The sequence below is a fragment of the Kribbella sp. NPDC051770 genome (assembly GCF_040681455.1).
Taxonomy (GTDB): Bacteria; Actinomycetota; Actinomycetes; order Propionibacteriales; family Kribbellaceae; genus Kribbella.
Map to the genome: position 1 here is coordinate 404407 of NZ_JBFAYT010000004.1, position 16551 is coordinate 420957.

Annotated in this window: 21 protein-coding genes; 8 read left to right on the plus strand and 13 right to left on the minus strand. The window is 70.4% G+C overall.

The features are described from left to right. Positions 1–130 precede the first annotated feature (130 nt). Positions 131–1000: a hypothetical protein gene (locus AB0M01_RS16755; protein ID WP_363670167.1), complete on the plus strand. Its 870-nt coding sequence runs from the start codon at positions 131–133 to the stop codon at positions 998–1000. 22 nt (positions 1001–1022) lie between these two features. Here AB0M01_RS16755 and AB0M01_RS16760 read toward each other — a convergent pair whose 3' ends face one another. Further along, positions 1023–1217, minus strand: a complete 195-nt coding sequence (locus AB0M01_RS16760) for a hypothetical protein (protein WP_363670169.1) — start codon at positions 1215–1217, stop codon at positions 1023–1025. Between the two features lie 9 nt (positions 1218–1226). After that, complete coding sequence (locus AB0M01_RS16765) at positions 1227–1811, minus strand: TetR family transcriptional regulator (RefSeq protein WP_363670171.1); 585 nt, start codon at positions 1809–1811, stop codon at positions 1227–1229. A 72-nt stretch (positions 1812–1883) separates the two neighbouring features. Here AB0M01_RS16765 and AB0M01_RS16770 point away from each other — a divergent pair, with 72 nt between their 5' ends. Continuing rightward, positions 1884–3152 (plus strand): FAD-dependent monooxygenase, encoded by a 1269-nt coding sequence (locus AB0M01_RS16770; protein ID WP_363670173.1) that lies wholly within the window; start codon positions 1884–1886, stop codon positions 3150–3152. Here the strand turns inward: AB0M01_RS16770 and AB0M01_RS16775 are convergent. Next, positions 3103–3990 carry a LysR family transcriptional regulator ArgP gene (locus AB0M01_RS16775; protein WP_363670175.1) on the minus strand — a complete coding sequence of 296 codons (888 nt, stop codon included), beginning with the start codon at positions 3988–3990 and terminating at the stop codon, positions 3103–3105. The genes AB0M01_RS16770 and AB0M01_RS16775 overlap by 50 nt on opposite strands. A gap of 70 nt (positions 3991–4060) precedes the next feature. Between AB0M01_RS16775 and AB0M01_RS16780 the strand changes: the two genes are divergently transcribed. After that, the gene (locus AB0M01_RS16780; protein ID WP_363670177.1) at positions 4061–4657 is read left to right on the plus strand and encodes a LysE/ArgO family amino acid transporter; all 597 of its coding nucleotides are present in this window, start codon (positions 4061–4063) and stop codon (positions 4655–4657) included. Between the two features lie 17 nt (positions 4658–4674). Further along, on the plus strand, positions 4675–5427 hold the full coding sequence (locus AB0M01_RS16785; RefSeq protein WP_363670179.1) for an MBL fold metallo-hydrolase: 753 nt from the start codon (positions 4675–4677) through the stop codon (positions 5425–5427). Here AB0M01_RS16785 and AB0M01_RS16790 read toward each other — a convergent pair whose 3' ends face one another. Next, positions 5428–6342, minus strand: a complete 915-nt coding sequence (locus AB0M01_RS16790; protein ID WP_363670181.1) for an SDR family oxidoreductase — start codon at positions 6340–6342, stop codon at positions 5428–5430. Between the two features lie 52 nt (positions 6343–6394). On the opposite strand from AB0M01_RS16790, the gene AB0M01_RS16795 reads away from it, so the two are divergent. Further along, on the plus strand, positions 6395–7156 hold the full coding sequence (locus tag AB0M01_RS16795; RefSeq protein WP_363670183.1) for a TetR/AcrR family transcriptional regulator C-terminal domain-containing protein: 762 nt from the start codon (positions 6395–6397) through the stop codon (positions 7154–7156). Here the strand turns inward: AB0M01_RS16795 and AB0M01_RS16800 are convergent. The 3 genes from AB0M01_RS16800 to AB0M01_RS16810 form a co-directional block, all read right to left on the minus strand. Next, positions 7084–8025: a DMT family transporter gene (locus tag AB0M01_RS16800; protein WP_363670185.1), complete on the minus strand. Its 942-nt coding sequence runs from the start codon at positions 8023–8025 to the stop codon at positions 7084–7086. The two genes, AB0M01_RS16795 and AB0M01_RS16800, sit on opposite strands and share 73 nt — an antisense overlap. Positions 8026–8143: 118 nt before the next feature. Next, positions 8144–9376, minus strand: a complete 1233-nt coding sequence (locus AB0M01_RS16805; protein WP_363670187.1) for an MFS transporter — start codon at positions 9374–9376, stop codon at positions 8144–8146. 90 nt (positions 9377–9466) lie between these two features. Then, positions 9467–10033: a DUF4865 family protein gene (locus AB0M01_RS16810; RefSeq protein WP_363670576.1), complete on the minus strand. Its 567-nt coding sequence runs from the start codon at positions 10031–10033 to the stop codon at positions 9467–9469. Between the two features lie 102 nt (positions 10034–10135). Here AB0M01_RS16810 and AB0M01_RS16815 point away from each other — a divergent pair, with 102 nt between their 5' ends. Further along, positions 10136–11008, plus strand: a complete 873-nt coding sequence (locus AB0M01_RS16815) for a hypothetical protein (protein ID WP_363670189.1) — start codon at positions 10136–10138, stop codon at positions 11006–11008. Here AB0M01_RS16815 and AB0M01_RS16820 read toward each other — a convergent pair. The 3 genes from AB0M01_RS16820 to AB0M01_RS16830 are packed head-to-tail and all read right to left on the minus strand — an operon-like array spanning position 10995 to position 12704. Further along, positions 10995–11387 (minus strand): GNAT family N-acetyltransferase, encoded by a 393-nt coding sequence (locus AB0M01_RS16820; protein WP_363670191.1) that lies wholly within the window; start codon positions 11385–11387, stop codon positions 10995–10997. The two genes, AB0M01_RS16815 and AB0M01_RS16820, sit on opposite strands and share 14 nt — an antisense overlap. Next, positions 11388–12341, minus strand: coding sequence for a pyridoxal-phosphate dependent enzyme (locus AB0M01_RS16825; protein ID WP_363670193.1), 954 nt, complete (start codon positions 12339–12341; stop codon positions 11388–11390). Between the two features lie 3 nt (positions 12342–12344). Further along, positions 12345–12704 (minus strand): helix-turn-helix transcriptional regulator, encoded by a 360-nt coding sequence (locus AB0M01_RS16830; protein ID WP_363670195.1) that lies wholly within the window; start codon positions 12702–12704, stop codon positions 12345–12347. Between the two features lie 126 nt (positions 12705–12830). Between AB0M01_RS16830 and AB0M01_RS16835 the strand changes: the two genes are divergently transcribed. Beyond that, complete coding sequence (locus AB0M01_RS16835; RefSeq protein WP_363670197.1) at positions 12831–13403, plus strand: ATP-dependent Clp protease proteolytic subunit; 573 nt, start codon at positions 12831–12833, stop codon at positions 13401–13403. A 40-nt stretch (positions 13404–13443) separates the two neighbouring features. Here AB0M01_RS16835 and AB0M01_RS16840 read toward each other — a convergent pair whose 3' ends face one another. Further along, positions 13444–14580 carry a PLP-dependent aspartate aminotransferase family protein gene (locus AB0M01_RS16840; protein WP_363670199.1) on the minus strand — a complete coding sequence of 379 codons (1137 nt, stop codon included), beginning with the start codon at positions 14578–14580 and terminating at the stop codon, positions 13444–13446. Positions 14581–14719: 139 nt separating this feature from the next. Here AB0M01_RS16840 and AB0M01_RS16845 point away from each other — a divergent pair, with 139 nt between their 5' ends. Further along, a complete protein-coding gene (locus AB0M01_RS16845; RefSeq protein ID WP_363670201.1) occupies positions 14720–15229 on the plus strand; it encodes an Lrp/AsnC family transcriptional regulator in 510 nt (169 codons plus the stop codon). Here AB0M01_RS16845 and AB0M01_RS16850 read toward each other — a convergent pair. Both AB0M01_RS16850 and AB0M01_RS16855 read right to left on the minus strand, forming a co-directional pair. Next, positions 15219–15518: a hypothetical protein gene (locus tag AB0M01_RS16850; RefSeq protein ID WP_363670203.1), complete on the minus strand. Its 300-nt coding sequence runs from the start codon at positions 15516–15518 to the stop codon at positions 15219–15221. The genes AB0M01_RS16845 and AB0M01_RS16850 overlap by 11 nt on opposite strands. A gap of 20 nt (positions 15519–15538) precedes the next feature. Beyond that, entirely contained in the window at positions 15539–16543 is a 1005-nt protein-coding gene (locus AB0M01_RS16855) for an LLM class flavin-dependent oxidoreductase (protein ID WP_363670205.1), read from the minus strand. Positions 16544–16551 lie beyond the last annotated feature (8 nt).

Consider the following 16551-nt stretch of genomic DNA (forward strand, 5'->3'; position numbering starts at 1 on the left):
GGGGCGGTGCGTGGCGTGATGCAGCGCGGGCGCGACCGACGGCCGCGGACGCCTGGTGGGAGCGGCACGGTGGGTGGTGGGTTTGTCACACCGGGGTGTGCTCCGGCTGAGGGCGTGTTTGGATCGGGGGATGGAGACTCGGGCGCGGCGGATGTGGCGGGTGTTGGAGCCGGTTCATGCGGTGACCTACTTCGCGCCGGAGACTCGGGCGGCCACGGACGGGATGGGGTTGCGGGGCGGGTGGATGAGTTACTTCGCCTGCCGGGCGGCGCCGTTGGGGACGGTCGGGCCTGAGGTCGTGGCGGCGGTGTTCTACAACTTCCATCCGGGGATGGTGGCGCGGGCGCTGCCGGATGCTTGGGGGTACGCCGCACCGGAGCGGTTGATCCAAGCGCGGCTGGAGGCTGTGGACGCGGCGGTACGGCGGTTGCTGCCGGAGGCGGTCGGCAGTTCCGCCGTACGGCGTGCGGCCGAGTTGGCTCGGGAGGCGGCTGAGGTGGCGCCGGTGGCTGGGCGGCCACTGGCGGCGGCGAACGCCGTACTGGGGTGGGCTGATGAGCCGCATCTGGTGTTGTGGCAGGCGACGACGATCCTGCGGGAGTCGCGCGGGGACGGGCATGTTGCCGCGCTGGTCGCGGCTGGCCTGAGCCCTTGTCAGGCGAATCTGACGATGACGGCGACGGGTGGGCCGTCGAAGGAGGTGTATCAGCGCAGCCGGCGGTGGAGTGACGACGAGTGGGCTGCAGCTGAGGACGATCTGCGGGAGCGCGGGTTGATGGACGGTACGGCGCTGACCGAGCGCGGGCACGCGGTGCGGCGTGAGGTGGAGGAGACGACCGATCAGCTGGCCGAGCAGGGATGGCGGGTGCTCGGAGATGCGAAGGCCGAGGAGCTGGAGCGGCTTGTCAGGCCGATCAGTACGACGGTGATGGCGTCGGGGCTGATCCCGCCGGACAACCCGATGGCGCTCCGCTGGCCGGAGTCGGAGCTCAGCACCTGACCCGAGGAGCAGCCACGCAGTACTAGCGCTTCGGCTGACCCCGCCAGGTGACCCAGAGGAGCGAGACACCCAGGGCGGCAACGACCGGACCGACGACCGCCCAGAAACTGCTACCGGTCATCGAGCTGCCCTTGAGGTAGCCGAGGCCTTGGAGGGTCCAGACGACGCCGGCGACGGCGAGCAGGACACCGAAGGCGCTCGCGACGATCTTCTTCATCCGGGGAGCCTATCCCCCGAGTTTGCGGGCCAGCAGCTGGATCGAGGCGGCGAGGTCCTCGCCGCGCGGCGCCTGCTCGGAGTTGAACATCGTCAGCGCGACCACCCCGAGCAGCAGCGCCTGCAGGAACGAGCCGACCTGCTGCGTGGTCGCCTCGTCGGTCGTCGAGTCCGTCGCACCGAACAGCGCGGCCAGGCCCTCGCGCGCCTCGCCCTGCATCGCCGAGACAGCCTGCAGCAGATCCGGCAGGTGCGCCCCCTGGCTGAGGATCTCGAACTGGGTTGTCCACAGCGCCCGGCTCGCCGGGTTGGCGAGCGTGTCGACGACCAGCGCCCAGGTCGCTACGAAGCGCTCCGCCGGTACGGCGTCCGCGGCCGGCCCGGCGCTCATCGTGGCGCCGAGCTCGTCACCCCACTCGCCGAGCGCCTGGCGCATCGCCTCGTTCAGCAGCGCGTCCTTGGAGCCGAAGTGGTACCCGATCGCGGCCAGGCTCACCCCGGCCGCGGTGGCGATGTCCCGTGCGGTGGTCCGGGTGTAGCCCTTCTCCCGCAGACAGACCTTGGCGCCCTCGATCAAAGCCTCGCGATTGCCCATGCGGTGATCCTAGCCAAAATCCTCACACGAATGTCTTGCACAAACGTCTAAGACTTCCGTACAGTCGAAGCCATGACGACAATCCTGATCTCCGGAGCCAGCGTCGCCGGCCCGGCCCTGGCGTACTGGTTGCACCGCTTCGGCCACCACGTGACCGTGGTCGAGAAGGCGCCCGCACCCCGTCCCGGCGGGTACGCCGTGGACTTCCGCGGCGCGTCCCTGACCGTGCTCGACCGGATGGGCCTGCGGGCCGCGGTCGAGGCGCGGGCCACCCGGATGGGCGCGATGCACTACGTCGACGAGTCCGGCCGGACCGTCGCCAGGACCTCGGAGACCGCGTTCAGCGGCGAGCTCGAGGTGCTGCGCGGCGACCTGGTCGAGATCCTGTACGACGCCACCCGCGCGGGCGTCGAGTACGTGTTCGGCGACTCGATCACCCGGCTGCACGAGGACGCGGACGGCGTACTGGCCAAGTTCGAGCACGGGGAAGCGCGCCGGTTCGATCTCGTGATCGGTGCGGACGGGCTGCACTCGAACGTGCGCCGGCTGGCGTTCGGGCCGGAGGCGCCGTTCCGGCACGATCTCGGGTACGCCGTGTCGGTCGCGACCGTGCCGAACCATCTCGAGCTCGATCACACCGGGCGGCTGCTGAGCGTGCCGGGCAAGACGGTCGGCGCGTACTCCGCGCGCGACAACACCGAGGCGAAGGCGATGTTCTACTTCGCGACGGACGGGCTGACGGTCGATCGGCGGGACACGGCGGCGCAGCGGGAGCTGGTCGCGGAGACGTTCGGCGGGCTCGGGTGGGAGGTGCCGCGGCTGGTGAGCGAGATGCACAACGCGGAGGACTTCTACTTCGACTCGATCAGCCAGATCAAGCTGGACCGGTACTACCGCGGGCGGGTCTCGCTGGTGGGTGACGCCGGGTACTGCGCGTCGCCGCTGGCGGGGATGGGGACGAGTCTGGGGATCGTGGGCGCTTACGTGCTGGCCGGCGAACTGCACGCCGCGCAGCTCGCGGACGCGGAGCCGGGCGCAGAGCCGGACGCGGAGACGAGCGCGGAGACGGGCGCGGAGCCCGCGCACCTCCGCGCGTTCGCGGCGTACGACGCCGTGATGCGCCCGTTCGTCGCCGCCTGCCAGAAGCAGGCGACCGACGGCGCGCGCTGGTTCATCCCGGGCAGCAAGGCGTTCCTGCACCTGCGCAACCTCACGTTCCGGCTGATGCCCTACCTGCCCTGGCGCAAGCTGATCGACGAGCTACCGCTGAAGGTCGGCAACGCGGTCGAGCTCAAGCAGTACGAAGCCCAGCCGCAGCGGCCTGCCGAACAGCGTCGGTGAGCGCGTCGAGGACCGGCGAGTCGAGCTTCCAGTACTGCCAGTACAGCGGCACGTCGACGTACTTGCCCTGGGCAACTTCCACCAGCGTGCCGGCGGCGAGATCGGCTTCGACCACCTCCTCCTCGATCATCCCCCAGCCCAGCCCGAGCCGGATCGCCCGGACGAACGGGCCGGGTGCGGGGATCGAGTGCACCGGCGGGTCGAGCCGGCGCCGGGTCACCTTGCGCATCAGCCGGTGCTGCAGCTGGTCCTTGGTGTTGAACACGAGCAGCGGCGCGTCGCCCAGCGCGTCGGCCAGCGGACGCCCGGCGAGCCAGCGTTCGGCGTACGACGGTGTGGCGATCGACAGGTACCGCATCCGCCCGAGCGGTACGACGCGGCAGCCCTGCACCGTTCGCGGATCGGCAGTCACAGCGGCGAGCACCGACCCGGCCCGCAGGAGCTCGGCCGAGTGGTCCTGATCCTCCTGCCGCAGGTCGAACGCGGTCACCAGCTCCCGTGGGACGGCGAGCAGCGCGGGCAGGAACCACCCGTTCAGCGAGTCGGCGTTGACCGCGATCGGCAGTCGCAGCCCCTCGACGGTCCCCTTGACCGCAGCGATCGCCTCGACCTCCAGCAGTGAAACCTGCCGGGCGAGCCGCAGCAGCGCGTCGCCCGCGGCCGTCGTACGAGCGGGTTTCCCGCGCTGGATCAGCACCTGCCCGACCCGGCTCTCGAGCGCCTTGATCCGCTGGCTGACCGCCGACGGCGTGATCCGCAGCCGCTGCGCGGCCATGTCGAAACTGCCCTCGTCGATCACCGCCGCGAACGTGCCGAGCTGGGACGAGTCGATCTCCATGAAGCGATGCTAATGGCGGTGAAGAATCTTTAGCTGGTTTACAGCCCTGGATCTTCCTACCGTCGAAGCTGTGAACCTCCTGGCCGGCTTCCTGACCACCCTGTCGATGATCGTCGCGATCGGCGCGCAGAACGCCTTCGTCCTGCGCCAGGGGCTGCGGCGCGAGTACGTCCTGCCGGTCGTCCTGATCTGCGCGCTGTCCGACGCCGTCCTGATCACCAGCGGTATCGCCGGCCTCGGCGCCCTGCTCACCGGCAACCCGACCGCCCTCACCATCACCAAGTACGCCGGTGCGCTGTTTCTCTTCGGGTACGCCGTCGTCGCGGCCCGCCGCGCGTTCCGCCCGAGCACCCTGACCGCCGCGGACCACGCGCCGGCCGCACTGCGCAGCGTCCTGCTGACCTGTCTCGGGTTCACGTACCTCAACCCGCACGTCTACCTCGACACCGTCGTGCTGCTCGGCTCGCTCGCCAACCAGCACGGCACCGACGGCCGTTGGCTGTACGGCGTCGGCGCGGTCGCCGGCAGCTTCTTCTGGTTCTTCTCGCTCGGCTACTTCGCCCGCAAGCTCGGCCCGGTCTTCGCGCGCGCCCGGGCCTGGCAGTTCCTGGACGGCGGGATCGCCGCGGTGATGACCGCGCTGGGCGTCTGGATGCTGCTCCCCTGAGCGCCAACAATGGCCGGGTGGACGTGACCGTGCTGTGCGACGCCGTGGCGGTGTTCCCCGAGCCGGTCGGTGACGCCCTGCCCGGGTGGTCGGCGGAGCAGCAGCGCTGGACCGAGGTGGAGGCGCCAGGGAACGTCGCTGCTGACGGGGGTTGGCTGCTGCACTTCCACTCGTACCTGCTGACCAGCGATCGACATGCGGTGCCGGTGGACACCGGGGTTGGGCCGGCGGGCGGGGAGGCAGCGGAGTGGCTCGGTACGGCGGGCCGCCTGCCTCAGCTGCTGCAGTCGGCCGGGGTTGGAGCCGAGGAGATCGACACTGTGATCCTCACCCATGTCCATCTCGACCATGCAGGGTGGAACACCGACGGGGACCGGCCGCGCTTCAGCAACGCGTCGTATGTCGTTCAGCAGGCTGAGCTCGACCACGCGCGCGGCAGCACGACGTACCGGAAGCTGATCGCGCCGCTGGGTGAGCAGGTGCGGGCTGTGGATGGGCAGGTGTCTGTCGCTGGCGTGACGCTGCTGGCGACGCCCGGGCACACGCCGGGCCACCAGTCGGTGCTGACCGACCAGGTGCTGCTCGCTGGGGACGTGCTGGTGCATCCGGCGCAGGCCAGGTGGCCGGAGCTGGTCTACGTGTACGAGCGAGAACCTGCTGTCGCTACGACGTCCCGCCGGGAGGTCCTGCGCCTTGCGGCCGACCTGGGCGTGCCGATCGCCGCGGCACACCCAGCTGGCGAGTGCGAAGGCGGAGTAAGCCGGCTGTGATCAGCGGTAGCCGGTGGTGTCGGCGGGCTTGCCGGGGTCCTGGACCTCGACGATGTAGCGCCACGCATCCGGCTGGCTGCCGTCGCTGTCGGTGAAGCCGTAAACCTGGGCGAGCTGACCGCTCGACAGGGACTGCTGGTTCCAGCGGGCGACGTCCGGGTCGGCCGCGAGCGCGGCGACCGCTCGGCCGACGTACAGGGGGCTTTCGGCGATGGCGAAGTGCGGGATCTTCTCGGTCGCGTCGCGCCAGTTCTCCTCGGTGACACCGAAGGCGTCGAGCATCGCCTCGGAGCGGAGCCAGCCGGGTGTGAGCGAGACGGCGGTTCCGCCGTACGGCTTGAGCTCGTGGGCGAGCGCGAAGGCCATCCGGTTCACCGCGGCCTTGGCGAGGTCGTAGAAGAACGAGACCCGGTAGTTGGTCGCGTTGTACTCGTCTGTGCCGTCGGTCATCTCGATCACCAGGCCGCCCGGCTGCTTGATCAGCAGCGGCAGCGCGAAGTGGCTGGTGATCGCGTGCGTCTCGACCGCGAGCCGGAACGTCCGCAACCCGATGTCGAGCGACGACTCCCAGACGGTCTTGTCCCACTCCATCGTGGTCAGGCCGAAGATGTCGTTGACCAGGACGTGCAGCGCGCCCTGCTCGCGCTCGATCCGGGCGACCAGGTCGCGGACCTGGTCCTGCTCGAGGTGGTCGACCTGGACCGGAATCCCGCGGCCGCCGGCACGGTCGACCAGCTCGGCGGTTTCCTCGATCGTCTCCGGCCGCTGCATCTCCGACTGCTGGTCGCGGGTCGTCCGGCCGGTCACGTAGACCGTCGCACCGGCTTCGCCGAGGGCGACCGCCGTTCCCCGTCCGGCCGCTCGGGTCCCGCCCGCAACCAGTGCCACCTTGCCGTCCAGAGGCTTGTTCGCCATCCCACCCACCGTCCTCAACCATACGCTGTACGATTTCGCTACCATACGGCGTATGAATACTGCTGGCAAGCCTGGCCGGCCGCGGGCCGGGGCGGAGCGGCTGAGCCGGGACGCAATCCTGGCCGCCGCACTGCGGATCGTCGACGACGAGGGCGTCGAGGCGATGACGATGCGCCGGCTGGCCGGGACGCTCGGCGTGAACCCGATGTCGATCTACCACCACCTGCCGAACAAGGCGGCGGTGTTCGCGGGGCTCGCCGAGGTGGTGTTCGCCGGGCTCGACGACGTCGGCCAGGGCGGTGCCGGCCAGGGCGGCGCCGGGCAGCGCGACGTCGGCCAGGGCAGTGCCGGGCAGCGCGACGGCGGGCAGCCGCGGGCCGGGCTGTCGTGGCAGGAGGAGTTGAAGGACTCGGCGCGGGCCTACCGGGCCGCGTTGCAGGCGCACCCGAACCTGGCGCTGCAGGTGCTGTCGGATCCGTCAGCGGTGTCGGACGTCGTGGTGGTGACGGTCGAGCCGTTCTACCGGGCGCTCGACCGCGGCGGCCTCGCGCCGCGCGGGATCTTCGAGGCGGTGAACACGATCGTCGACTTCGTGCACGGGTTCATGCTCGGGGAGCTGTCGGTGCGCGCGGCGACCTTCGACCTCGCGCCCGATCTGGTCGACCGGGTGGACAAGCTACCCGAGGGCAAGGCGCCGACGTTGACGCGCGTCGTACGGGCGCTGGGACGGGACGGGCTGCACTACGACTTCGACAGCGGGTTCGAGTCGGCATTGGCCGTACTGGTGAGCGGGATCGAGTCGACCTTGCGCTGACCGGATTTCAGGCGGGAGATCGCGACACCGAGCAGGCAGAGCGCGCCGCCGGCGTACGCGAGCGGCGCCGGCGATTCGTCGAGCAGGAGCCAGCCGAGGAAGATCGCGAGCGGCGGGACCAGGTACGTCGTCGCGCCCATCCGGCCGGCGCTCGTCCGCGCGAGGGCGTAGGCCCAGGTGGTGAAGGCGAGCGCGGTCGGGAAGGCGCCGAGGAAGACGACCCACCAGATCGAGGACGGTCTCGCCTCGGCGGTCTCGTGGACCAGGGTCGGCGCGAACGGGAGGCAGCTGATCGCGCCGATCGTGCAGGCGAGCCAGGTGACCTCGAGGGCGGGAAGCCTGGCGAGCAAGGGTTTCTGGGCGACCACGCCGATGGCGTAGGCGATGGCCGCCGTGATGCAGAGGACGACGCCGAGGGTTTCGGCTTGGCCGCTCGATGACGAGGTGCCGATCAGGAGGACGCCGGCGAAGGCGACCGCGCTGCCGATGACGAGGCGGCGCGGGAAGCCTTCGCTGAGCAGGAGTCCGGCGAGTACGGCGATCAGGAGCGGTCCGATGTTGACGAGCATCGCCGCGGTGCCGGCGTCGAGACGTTGCTCGGCCTCGTTGAGCGCGACGTTGTAGGCGCCGAACCAGAGCAGGCCGCAGACCAGCAGGAGCTTCCAGTCGCGTTTGGCCGGCCAGCGGCGTGGGCGGGTGAAGAGGAGCGCGCCGAGCAGGAGGCTGCCGACGACCAGGCGGCCGAGGGAGAGCGCACCGGCGGAGAACTCGGCGCCGACGTGACGGATCGCGACGAACGCCGAGGCCCAGAGCACCACGGTGATCGCGGCCGCGGCGGCGGCCAGAACTGCTTGTCGACGATCGGTCACAGCGGGCTCCTCGTGCTTGGCGGGTGGTTCGACGGTATGCGCGGGACTGTTCGGTGGTCACCGAACTCGTGGTGGTCTCCAAGGTGGAACGAAGGGTGACTCGGTGGTGTGAGGTCGGTCAGCTCTCCTGGGGTGGTGGCGGCAGGGCCTTCGGGGTGACGAGAGCGGTGAGCAGCACGGGCACGGTCAGGCCCGCGACCAGGATCGGCAGACTGAACCAGACCGCGCCGAGCGCGAACCCGGCGTACACGGAGACCGCGAACACCTCGGCGAAGAACCCGGACACCGAGGTGACCGTCGCCCGCGCCGGCCCTTCGATCGCGTCCTGCAGGCGAGCTTCGGAGACGACGATGACCAGCTGCATCACGCCGTACCCGAGCGCGATCGGCACGAACCCGAGCGCTGTACCGCTCAGCGATCCCCAGGAGATCAACCCCGCGGTCGCACCGAGCCCGACGGCGAACACCGACGCCGGCAACCGGTACGCCGGCCCCGCCAGCGCACCACCGATCGCCTGCGCGGCGACGGTCACCGCGATCAGCAGTGGCACCAGGGTGTTCGACGCACCCACTCCCCTGGCCAGCAAAGGAAAGTACTCGTCGAACGCCAGGAACCCACCGAGCAACGCCACCAACCCCACCGCCCGCCGAACCACCCGACTGGTCGCCGCTTCCCCCAAACCAGCACGAAGCATGAAGACATACCGCTCGAGCGCGCCTCGCCATCCCCGCGTCGGTGGTGTAGGGGCGGGGAGGGAGGAGGGCCCGCCCGCCCCCGCCACGGCTTCGCCGGGCGACGATCCCAGGTTCTCCGGAGCCGTCTCGTCAGCGGCTACTGCTCTGGTGGCCTCCGGAAGTGACGCGGCCACCAGTAGTTGCGCCAGGCAACTGAGGAGGCTGACCGCACCGGCCAGTGCGTAACCACCCACGGCGAACAACGGGATCGCCGCCAGGGTGGCGGTCAAGTTGGCGATCAGGGCTGCTGATCTGGCTTTGCCGAGCAGGTTGGCGTACTTGGCCGTGCTGCCCCGGGCCGCCAGTTCGTCGTACACGAACGCCTCGTACGTACCGGAGATCAGGGCGGAACCTGCTCCCCAGAGGACGAAACCCGCGGCGAAGCTCACGTACGACGGGAGCGTGATCCAGGCTGCGTAGCCCAGGCCGGTCAGGGCAGGGCCGAGCATCAGGAGTTTGCGGCGGGAGAAGACGTCGGCCAGTGCACCGGACGGGATCTCCAGCAGGAACGCTGTCGCCGACCAGATGATGAACAGCGTCGAGATCTCCGTGGGCGACAGCCCGTGGTCCTCGAACAGCAGCTGGTACAGCGGGTACAGCGGAATCAGGTCCTGCAACGCCTCGTAGGCGACGATGCGGACACTCAGGCGGTCAGGGCGTCAAAGGAACGGGCTCGGGAATCTCATGCACTGAATTTACCCGCGTCCTCACCCCGCGAGCAGCTCTTTTGTTCCGGGTGTGGACAAGTGCAGGACCTGGTACCGCGTGCCGGGCACGATCCCGGGCTCGCCGCTCCACAGGGTGAAGTGGACGAGCTCCCAGCGCGACGGGTCGACCGCGATCGCCGAGCTGTGCACGCCCGGCAACCGGGCCGTCGTACGCAACGAAGCGACTGCCTCGGCGACCGGCCCGGCCGGGTCCACCTCCGCGGGCAGCGCGAACGTGTTCTTCGTCGCCGCCAGCGCCGGCTGGTCGACGTCCGGGCCGGGCAGTGTTTCGACGCCGGTCCAGTGCCGCACGCTCGGCCGCCCGAACGACTGGCAGATCCCCGTGAAGAATCCGCCGCCCCACAGGAAGCGGCCCATCCCAGCGGAGTCGTTCCACAGGTAGAACGGCGCGTACTGGTTCACCGCCGAGCCGTTCGCCTGGTCCTGGACCAGGTACGCCTTCAGCCCGAGCCCGTCGAAGTCGTCGGTCGCCGCGGCGCGCTCCAGCACCCGGCGCCGGATGATCCCCATGTCGTAGTCCGCCGGCAAGGTCACCTCGTACTGCATCGCGTACACGGCCTTCTCCCCTCTCGGTCAGGTTCCGAACATACTAGTAGGTACAGAGCTAATTGGCGCGCGCCGGTGCCTCCTTTCGGCCAGGCTGGGGCGATGACGAGCGATCGGATCTGGTCGAAGCTGCCCGCCGGGACCCGGGAGGCGCTGGTCGACGGGCTGAACCCGTCCGACCTGCAGAGCGCCCTGCTGGACGTCAGCCGCGAGCGCGCCGGGAAGCTGACGCCGGCCCGCGTGCTGGACCGCTGGCGCAACGACCGGTTCGTCCAGCCGTCGCAGGTCGATCCGCGCGCGCTGGTCCACACTCAGGCCCGCCTCTGGGACCTCCTGCCGGACCAGTTCGACGGCATCGAGCTGTCCCCGGTCACCCCGCTCGGGACCTGCTCGGCGATCTCCACGATCCACCAGAACATGGTCCTGAGCACGATGCGGAACACCGAGGTCGCCAGCGACCCGACCAACGAGCTCGCGCTCGAGGCCGCCGTACGCCGCCGCGCAGGCGCGGAACGCGTCGATCTCGCGACCTGCCAGCGCGTCGTCCGGGCGCAGGTCAACGACGGGCCGGGGATGTTCGCGCACTTCCAGCTGTTCGCGCTCGTCTCGTCCGCGCGCGACACCGGGTCGGGGCGCACGGAGGCGGAGCTGCTGCTCGATCACCTGCGCTTCTGGTACGCCGTACTGGGTGAGAAGGCGGAGTTCACGTTCACCAGCTTCGCGGCGAGCGCCGTTCGGGAGCGGATCGACGACACCGTACGGCCGGGGCTGCCGGTGCAGTTCACCGAGGACACCGTGCGCACCAAGGGGTCCGGCTACTACAGCGGCACGGCGATCGGGATCGGTGTCGACGGCAACGAGCTGGGCGACGGCGGGTTCACCCGGTGGACCGCTGACCTGCTGGGCGACGCCAAGGAGCGCTGCCTGACCTCCTGTATCTCCACCGAGCGGCTGACGGCGCTCAGCGCAGTTTGAGCAGCGCGGCGTCAGTGGGGGTGAAGCCGCAGGCGTCGACGTAGAAGCTGGTCAGGTGCGGCTCGTAGTCGACGTGCAGCCACTCGCAGCCGGCCGCACGCGCCTCGTCGGCGGCACGGGCGACCAGCTGGGCGCCGATGCCCTTGCGGCCGTGGTCGGGGTGTACGGCGGTGTCCAGCACGAACGCGTGCGCGCCGCCGTCCCAGCAGACCTGCACGAAGCCGATCAGCTGGTCGCCGTCGAACGCGCCGACCCAGGTGAGGGCGTGCCGCTCCAGGCGCTCTGCCCAGGGCTGCACCTCACTGGGCGACCCGAAGGCCAACCCGTGCAGGGCTGACAGCACCTGGTCGTCGACGGCGAACCGCACGCGCAGCTCCATCTAGCGGCCCTCCGTGCTGATCAGTACGACGGTGCTGTCGGCGGTCAGGTCGAGTGAGGCGCGTGCTGCGCGCAGGCCGGCCAGTGTGGCGGCGCCGCTCGGGCCGGAGGAGATGCCCAACGCTGCAAGGTCTTCTGAGGCCTGCAAGGCGTCGGGGTCGTCCACGGTGACTGACGCGTGCAGGCCGTCGCGTAGTACCGGCCAGGCCAGGCTGGACGGGGTGCCGCAGTTCAGGCCGGCCATGACGGTGTTGCTGGTCTGCACTGTGACCGGATGGCCGGCCAGGAGGCTGGTGGTGATGCAGGCGGCGTTGCTGGGCTCTACGCCGAGGACATCGCCGCCGTGGGCGACAGCGGCTTGGGCTGCTGAGCCGACGCCCATCGGGACGACGAGGAGGTCGGCGGCTACGTCCAGCTCGCGGAAGAGGGTGGAGTAGCCGTCGACGATGAGCTGGGGGATCTCCTCATAGCCGGGCCAGGCGGAGTCCTGGATCAGGAGGCGCTCGTCCGTTGCTGAGGCCGCGGCGGCGAGCACTGCTTCGTCGTACGAGGTGGGGAGGACAGTCACCTCGGCACCTTCCGAGCGGATGGCGTCGACCGCTGCGGCGCTGACGACGTCGGGGATGAAGATGTGGGAGCGGAGGCCGAGCTGGTGGGCTCGGCGGGCGACGGCTCGGCCGTGGTTGCCGTCGGTCGCGGTCACCAGGGTCTCGGTGTGCGGCTGGCGGGCCTGGTGGATGGCCCACCAGGCGCCGAGGGCCTTGAAGGCGGGGAGGCCGAGACGGTGGGACTCGTCCTTGACCAGCACGCGGCCGAGGCCGAGCTCGGTGGCCAGAGCCGGTACGTCGTGCAGCGGCGTCACGGCGTACTCGGGGAGGCTCCGGTGGAACGCCAGCACCTCGGGCGGAGCTGACGGCGTACGGCGAGAGCCAGAGCTGTCGGCGCGGTAGAGCACCGGCTACGCGACCAGGGCGAACGCCTGACCGGTGGCGGAGTACGACTGCGGCGCGGACGTGCCGATCCGCTGCGGGCCCGACTCCTGGACGCGGATCGACGTCGTCTGCAGGCGGACCGGCAGCGTCGAGCGGACCGCCGTCGCCAGGTCGAACTGCACCTCGGCGAGCAGGTCGCTCAGCTCCAGGTCGAGCGCCCGGCAGATCGCGGCCAGGATCTCCGACGACGGCTCCTTGCGGCCGCGCTCGATCTCGGACAGGTACGGCACGGACACCTGGGCCACCTCGGCGAGCTCGCGCAGGGTGATCCCCCGCTCGCGGCGCAGCCGGCGGAAGACGTTCCCGATCACCTGGCGTAGCAGCACGTCCGGTCCTCCTCGACTTGGTGGCTCCTGTACCGAGTGTGCCATCCCGGCGAGGTCTGCGGTGGGCAGATCTGCCACGGGCAGATTCCCGCGACTCCCGGCCCGGTGGCGGCGACGCTGGACGACATGAGCGAGAACCAGCGAACCACCGACCTCGACCAGCACATCTACCAGCGCCTGCTCTGGCAGCGGATCGTCGTCCTGCGCGACGAGATCAAGGACGAGAACGCCAACGCCGTCTGCGCGCAGCTGATCCTGCTGAACGCCGAGGACCCGAAGGCGGAGATCTCGCTCTACATCAACTCCCCCGGCGGCTCGGTCTCAGCCGGGCTGGCGGTGCTGGACACGATGAACTTCATCAGCAACGACGTCGCGACGTACGCGATGGGCCTGGCCGCCTCGATGGGACAGGTGCTGCTCGCCTGCGGTACGCCGGGCAAGCGGTTCAGCCTGCCGCACGCGCGGATCATGATGCACCAGCCGTCCGGCGGCATGGGCGGGACGGCCAGCGACATCAAGACCCAGGCGGAGCAGTCGCTGCTCGCCAAGCGGCAGCTGGCCGAGCTGCTGAGCGGGCGGACCGGGCAGTCGGTGGACAGGATCACCGAGGACTTCGACCGGGACCGCTGGTTCACGCCGGAGCAGGCGCTGGACTACGGGATCGTCGACCGGGTGCTGAGTCAGCCGGTCGCGGTGTGACCTGTGGAGCCCGCCCCCGCGGCGCGGGCTCCACAGGTGATCAGGCGAGCGCCTGCTGCAGGTCCCTGATCAGGTCCTCCGGGTCCTCCAAGCCGATGCTGAGCCGGAGCAGGTCCTGGTCCGGCTTGGCGTCGTCAGCGACCAGGCGGTGGGTCAGCGCGGCCGGGTGCTGGATGAGCGTGTCCACACCGCCCAGCGACACCGCATGCGCGATCAGCTCGAGCCTGCCGAGCAGCTGGTCGGCTCGACTCGTCCGGAACGCCAGTACGGCGCCCGGCCCGCTCTGCTGCCGTCCGACGAGCCCCTGCGGATCGCACTCGGGCAGGCCGGGGTAGTAGACCTTGTCCACAGCCGGGTGCGTGCTCAGCCAGTCAGCCACCTTCGCCGCACCCGCCTGCTGAGCGCGGACGCGCACCGGCAGCGTCTGCAACCCCCTGTGCAGCTCGTAGGCCGCCAGCGGGTAGAGCAGCGCTCCGGTCACCGCACGCATCTGCCGGAGCTCCGCGACCCACTCCACCGAGCCGGCGACCAGTCCGCCCATCACATCGCCGTGGCCGCCCAGGTACTTCGTCGCCGAGTGCAGCACGAGCGTGGCGCCGTGCTGCGCCGGTTGCTGCAGCACTGGGGTCGCGAACGTGTTGTCCACAGCCACCGGTACGCCGGACGCCTGGCGGACCACATCAGCGATGTCGACGAGCTCAACGGTCGGGTTGGCCGGGGTCTCCAGCAGCACGAGCCCGGTGTCGGGGCGGAGCGCCTCGGCGATGGTGTGCGGGGTCGCCCAGCTGACCGTCGTACCGAGGAGGCCTGTGGACAACAGGTGGTCGGAGCCGCCGTACAGGGGGCGGACGGCGACCACGTGCGGCTTGCCGGCGGCGACCGTGGCGAGCAGGACCGCGGCCAGCGCGGCCATGCCGGAGCTGAACGCGGCGGCGCCGTCGCAGCTCTCCAGCTCGGCCAGGGCTGACTCCAGGCGGGCGACGTTCGGGTTCCACAGCCGCTGGTAGACGAGGCTGCCGTCGCCCGGATCGCCGCCGGCCGCCATCCGGTCGTAGGCGGCGCCACCAGCCTGGACGTCGGTCAGCGGGTACGTCGTACTCAGGTCGATCGGGGGGACGTGCACCCCGAGGGCGGTCAGGTCGTCACGGCCGGCGTGGACAGCGCGGGTGTCGGTCATCTCGAGCCTCCTTCGGTTCCGTCTGCGGTAGCGCCAGGCTGGAATCTTCTGCGAGTCCGGGGCAAGAGTTCCGAAGAAAATTCGTCCACAGGTCTGTCCACACGCTGTGGATTCTGTGGACGGGCTTTACAGTGAGGGCATGCCGAAGGATCGCCGGACCCCCGGACCGGCCCCCCGGCCGGTGCCCGCGGGGCTCGACGAGGTCGATCTGGAGCTGGTCCGGCTGCTCACCGCGGACGGGCGGATGCCCAACAACGCCCTCGCCGAGGCGACCGGCATCGCGCCGTCAACCTGCCTGGCGCGCGTCCGCGCGCTGCGGGACCGCGGGGTGATCCGCGGCTTTCACGCGGATGTGGACCTGGCCGCGCTCGGTCGGCCGCTGCAGGCGATGGTGGCGATCCGCATCGGCGCCCACTCCCGCGACGAGATCGACCGCTTCCGCGCGCTTGTCCCGCAGTTGCCCGGCGTACTGTCCCTCTTCCACGTCAGCGGTGCGAACGACTACCTGCTGCATGTGGCGGCGGCATCACCGGACGAACTGCGGGACTTCGTCCTCGATCATCTGACCGCCGACCCAGCGGTCGCGCACGCGGAGACCAGCCTGATCTTCGAACACGTGCGATCTGTGGATAACTCAGTCAGACCGTGAGCTCTGGATCCACAGCCTGGGTATCGATGCCGACCAGGTCCCAGTGAGTGATGGTGGCTGTGCAGGCGCCGCTGGTGAGGTACGGATCGGTCGCGACGATCGATTCAGCCTGAGCACGATCGGTGACGTGCAAGAGGTAGCCACCGATCACTCCATCGGACGGCTCCGAGTCGAAGCCCCCGCCGAGCAGCACCAGGTGCCGCTCGATCAGGCTGTCGATGAACGGCTCGTGCGCAGGCACGTCAGCAGGCCCGTCGGGCGCGAGCTGCAGCAGAACCAGGAAGTACATCTTCGGATGGTAGGTGCTGGCTAGCGGGGTTTCAGCCCCCAGGCCTCAGCCAGCAGGTTGTACGAGTGACGCCGCTCCGCCGGGTCGTGGATCGACGTGGTGATGATCAGCTCGTCCGCGCCGGCCTTGTTGGCTCGGCGGCCGAGGTCGGCAGCAACCTGATCGGGGGTGCCGACCGACACCAGGCCGGACCATTCCTCGACGGCGGCTTTTTCGCCTTCTGACCACGGGTAGGCGGCGGCTTCCTCCGGGGACGGCATGGGGCCGGGGCGGCCGGAGCGGAGGCGGAGGATGGAGAGGGCGTTCGCCAGGGCCAGTTGTTCGGCGCGTTCTTCGGTTTCGGCGACGATGGCGGCCAGGGCGAGGATGGCGTGGGGCTCGCGCTGCTCGGGCGACGGCTGGAAGAGTTCGCGGTACTTGGCGATGACGGCGGTGGGATCGAGGGTGCCGAAGTGGCCGGCGTAGGCGAAGCCGGTGCCGAGGATCGCGGCGGCCTGGCCGCCGTACGTGCTGGAGCCGAGGATCCACACCGGGGGCAGCGGGACGTCCGACGGCTGGGCGGTGATGGGGGCGAAGGGGTGGTCCGCGGGGAAGCCCTCGGCGTACGCGCGCATCTCGGCGTACTGGTCGGGGAAGTCGTCGGCGGCCAGGGCCTCGCGGCTGCGGCGCAGAGCCAGCGCGGTGCGCTGGTCGGTGCCGGGGGCTCGGCCGAGGCCGAGGTCGATGCGGCCGGGGTGGAGGCCGGCCAGGACGCGGAAGGTTTCGGCGACCTTCAGCGGGGAGTGGTTCGGGAGCATGATGCCGCCGGCGCCGACGCGGATCGTCGAAGTGACGCCGGCGACGGCCGCGATCATCACCTCGGGGGTGGAGCTGGCGACGCTCGGGATGTTGTGGTGCTCGGCCAGCCAGAACCGGTGGTAGCCGGCGGCCTCCGCGGTCTTCGCCAGTTCGAGCGTCTCGTGCAACGCCTCCGACGGCTTGGTCCCGGTCGGCACCGGCGACAGGTCGAGTACGGACAGCGGCATCGCTTCAC

What these genes read in the sequence shown, in the direction of transcription:
- AB0M01_RS16755 (WP_363670167.1), top strand. Translation starts at nt 131, where the DNA reads ATGGAGACTCGGGCGCGGCGGATGTGGCGGGTGTTGGAGCCGGTTCAT.
- AB0M01_RS16770 (WP_363670173.1), top strand. Translation starts at nt 1,884, where the DNA reads ATGACGACAATCCTGATCTCCGGAGCCAGCGTCGCCGGCCCGGCCCTG.
- AB0M01_RS16810 (WP_363670576.1), bottom strand. Translation starts at nt 10,033, where the DNA reads ATGCAGTACGAGGTGACCTTGCCGGCGGACTACGACATGGGGATCATC.
- AB0M01_RS16855 (WP_363670205.1), bottom strand. Translation starts at nt 16,543, where the DNA reads ATGCCGCTGTCCGTACTCGACCTGTCGCCGGTGCCGACCGGGACCAAG.
- AB0M01_RS16795 (WP_363670183.1), top strand. Translation starts at nt 6,395, where the DNA reads ATGAATACTGCTGGCAAGCCTGGCCGGCCGCGGGCCGGGGCGGAGCGG.
- AB0M01_RS16845 (WP_363670201.1), top strand. Translation starts at nt 14,720, where the DNA reads ATGCCGAAGGATCGCCGGACCCCCGGACCGGCCCCCCGGCCGGTGCCC.
- AB0M01_RS16775 (WP_363670175.1), bottom strand. Translation starts at nt 3,990, where the DNA reads ATGGAGATCGACTCGTCCCAGCTCGGCACGTTCGCGGCGGTGATCGAC.
- AB0M01_RS16850 (WP_363670203.1), bottom strand. Translation starts at nt 15,518, where the DNA reads ATGTACTTCCTGGTTCTGCTGCAGCTCGCGCCCGACGGGCCTGCTGAC.
- AB0M01_RS16760 (WP_363670169.1), bottom strand. Translation starts at nt 1,217, where the DNA reads ATGAAGAAGATCGTCGCGAGCGCCTTCGGTGTCCTGCTCGCCGTCGCC.
- AB0M01_RS16835 (WP_363670197.1), top strand. Translation starts at nt 12,831, where the DNA reads ATGAGCGAGAACCAGCGAACCACCGACCTCGACCAGCACATCTACCAG.
- AB0M01_RS16790 (WP_363670181.1), bottom strand. Translation starts at nt 6,342, where the DNA reads ATGGCGAACAAGCCTCTGGACGGCAAGGTGGCACTGGTTGCGGGCGGG.
- AB0M01_RS16815 (WP_363670189.1), top strand. Translation starts at nt 10,136, where the DNA reads ATGACGAGCGATCGGATCTGGTCGAAGCTGCCCGCCGGGACCCGGGAG.
- AB0M01_RS16840 (WP_363670199.1), bottom strand. Translation starts at nt 14,580, where the DNA reads ATGACCGACACCCGCGCTGTCCACGCCGGCCGTGACGACCTGACCGCC.
- AB0M01_RS16820 (WP_363670191.1), bottom strand. Translation starts at nt 11,387, where the DNA reads ATGGAGCTGCGCGTGCGGTTCGCCGTCGACGACCAGGTGCTGTCAGCC.
- AB0M01_RS16765 (WP_363670171.1), bottom strand. Translation starts at nt 1,811, where the DNA reads ATGGGCAATCGCGAGGCTTTGATCGAGGGCGCCAAGGTCTGTCTGCGG.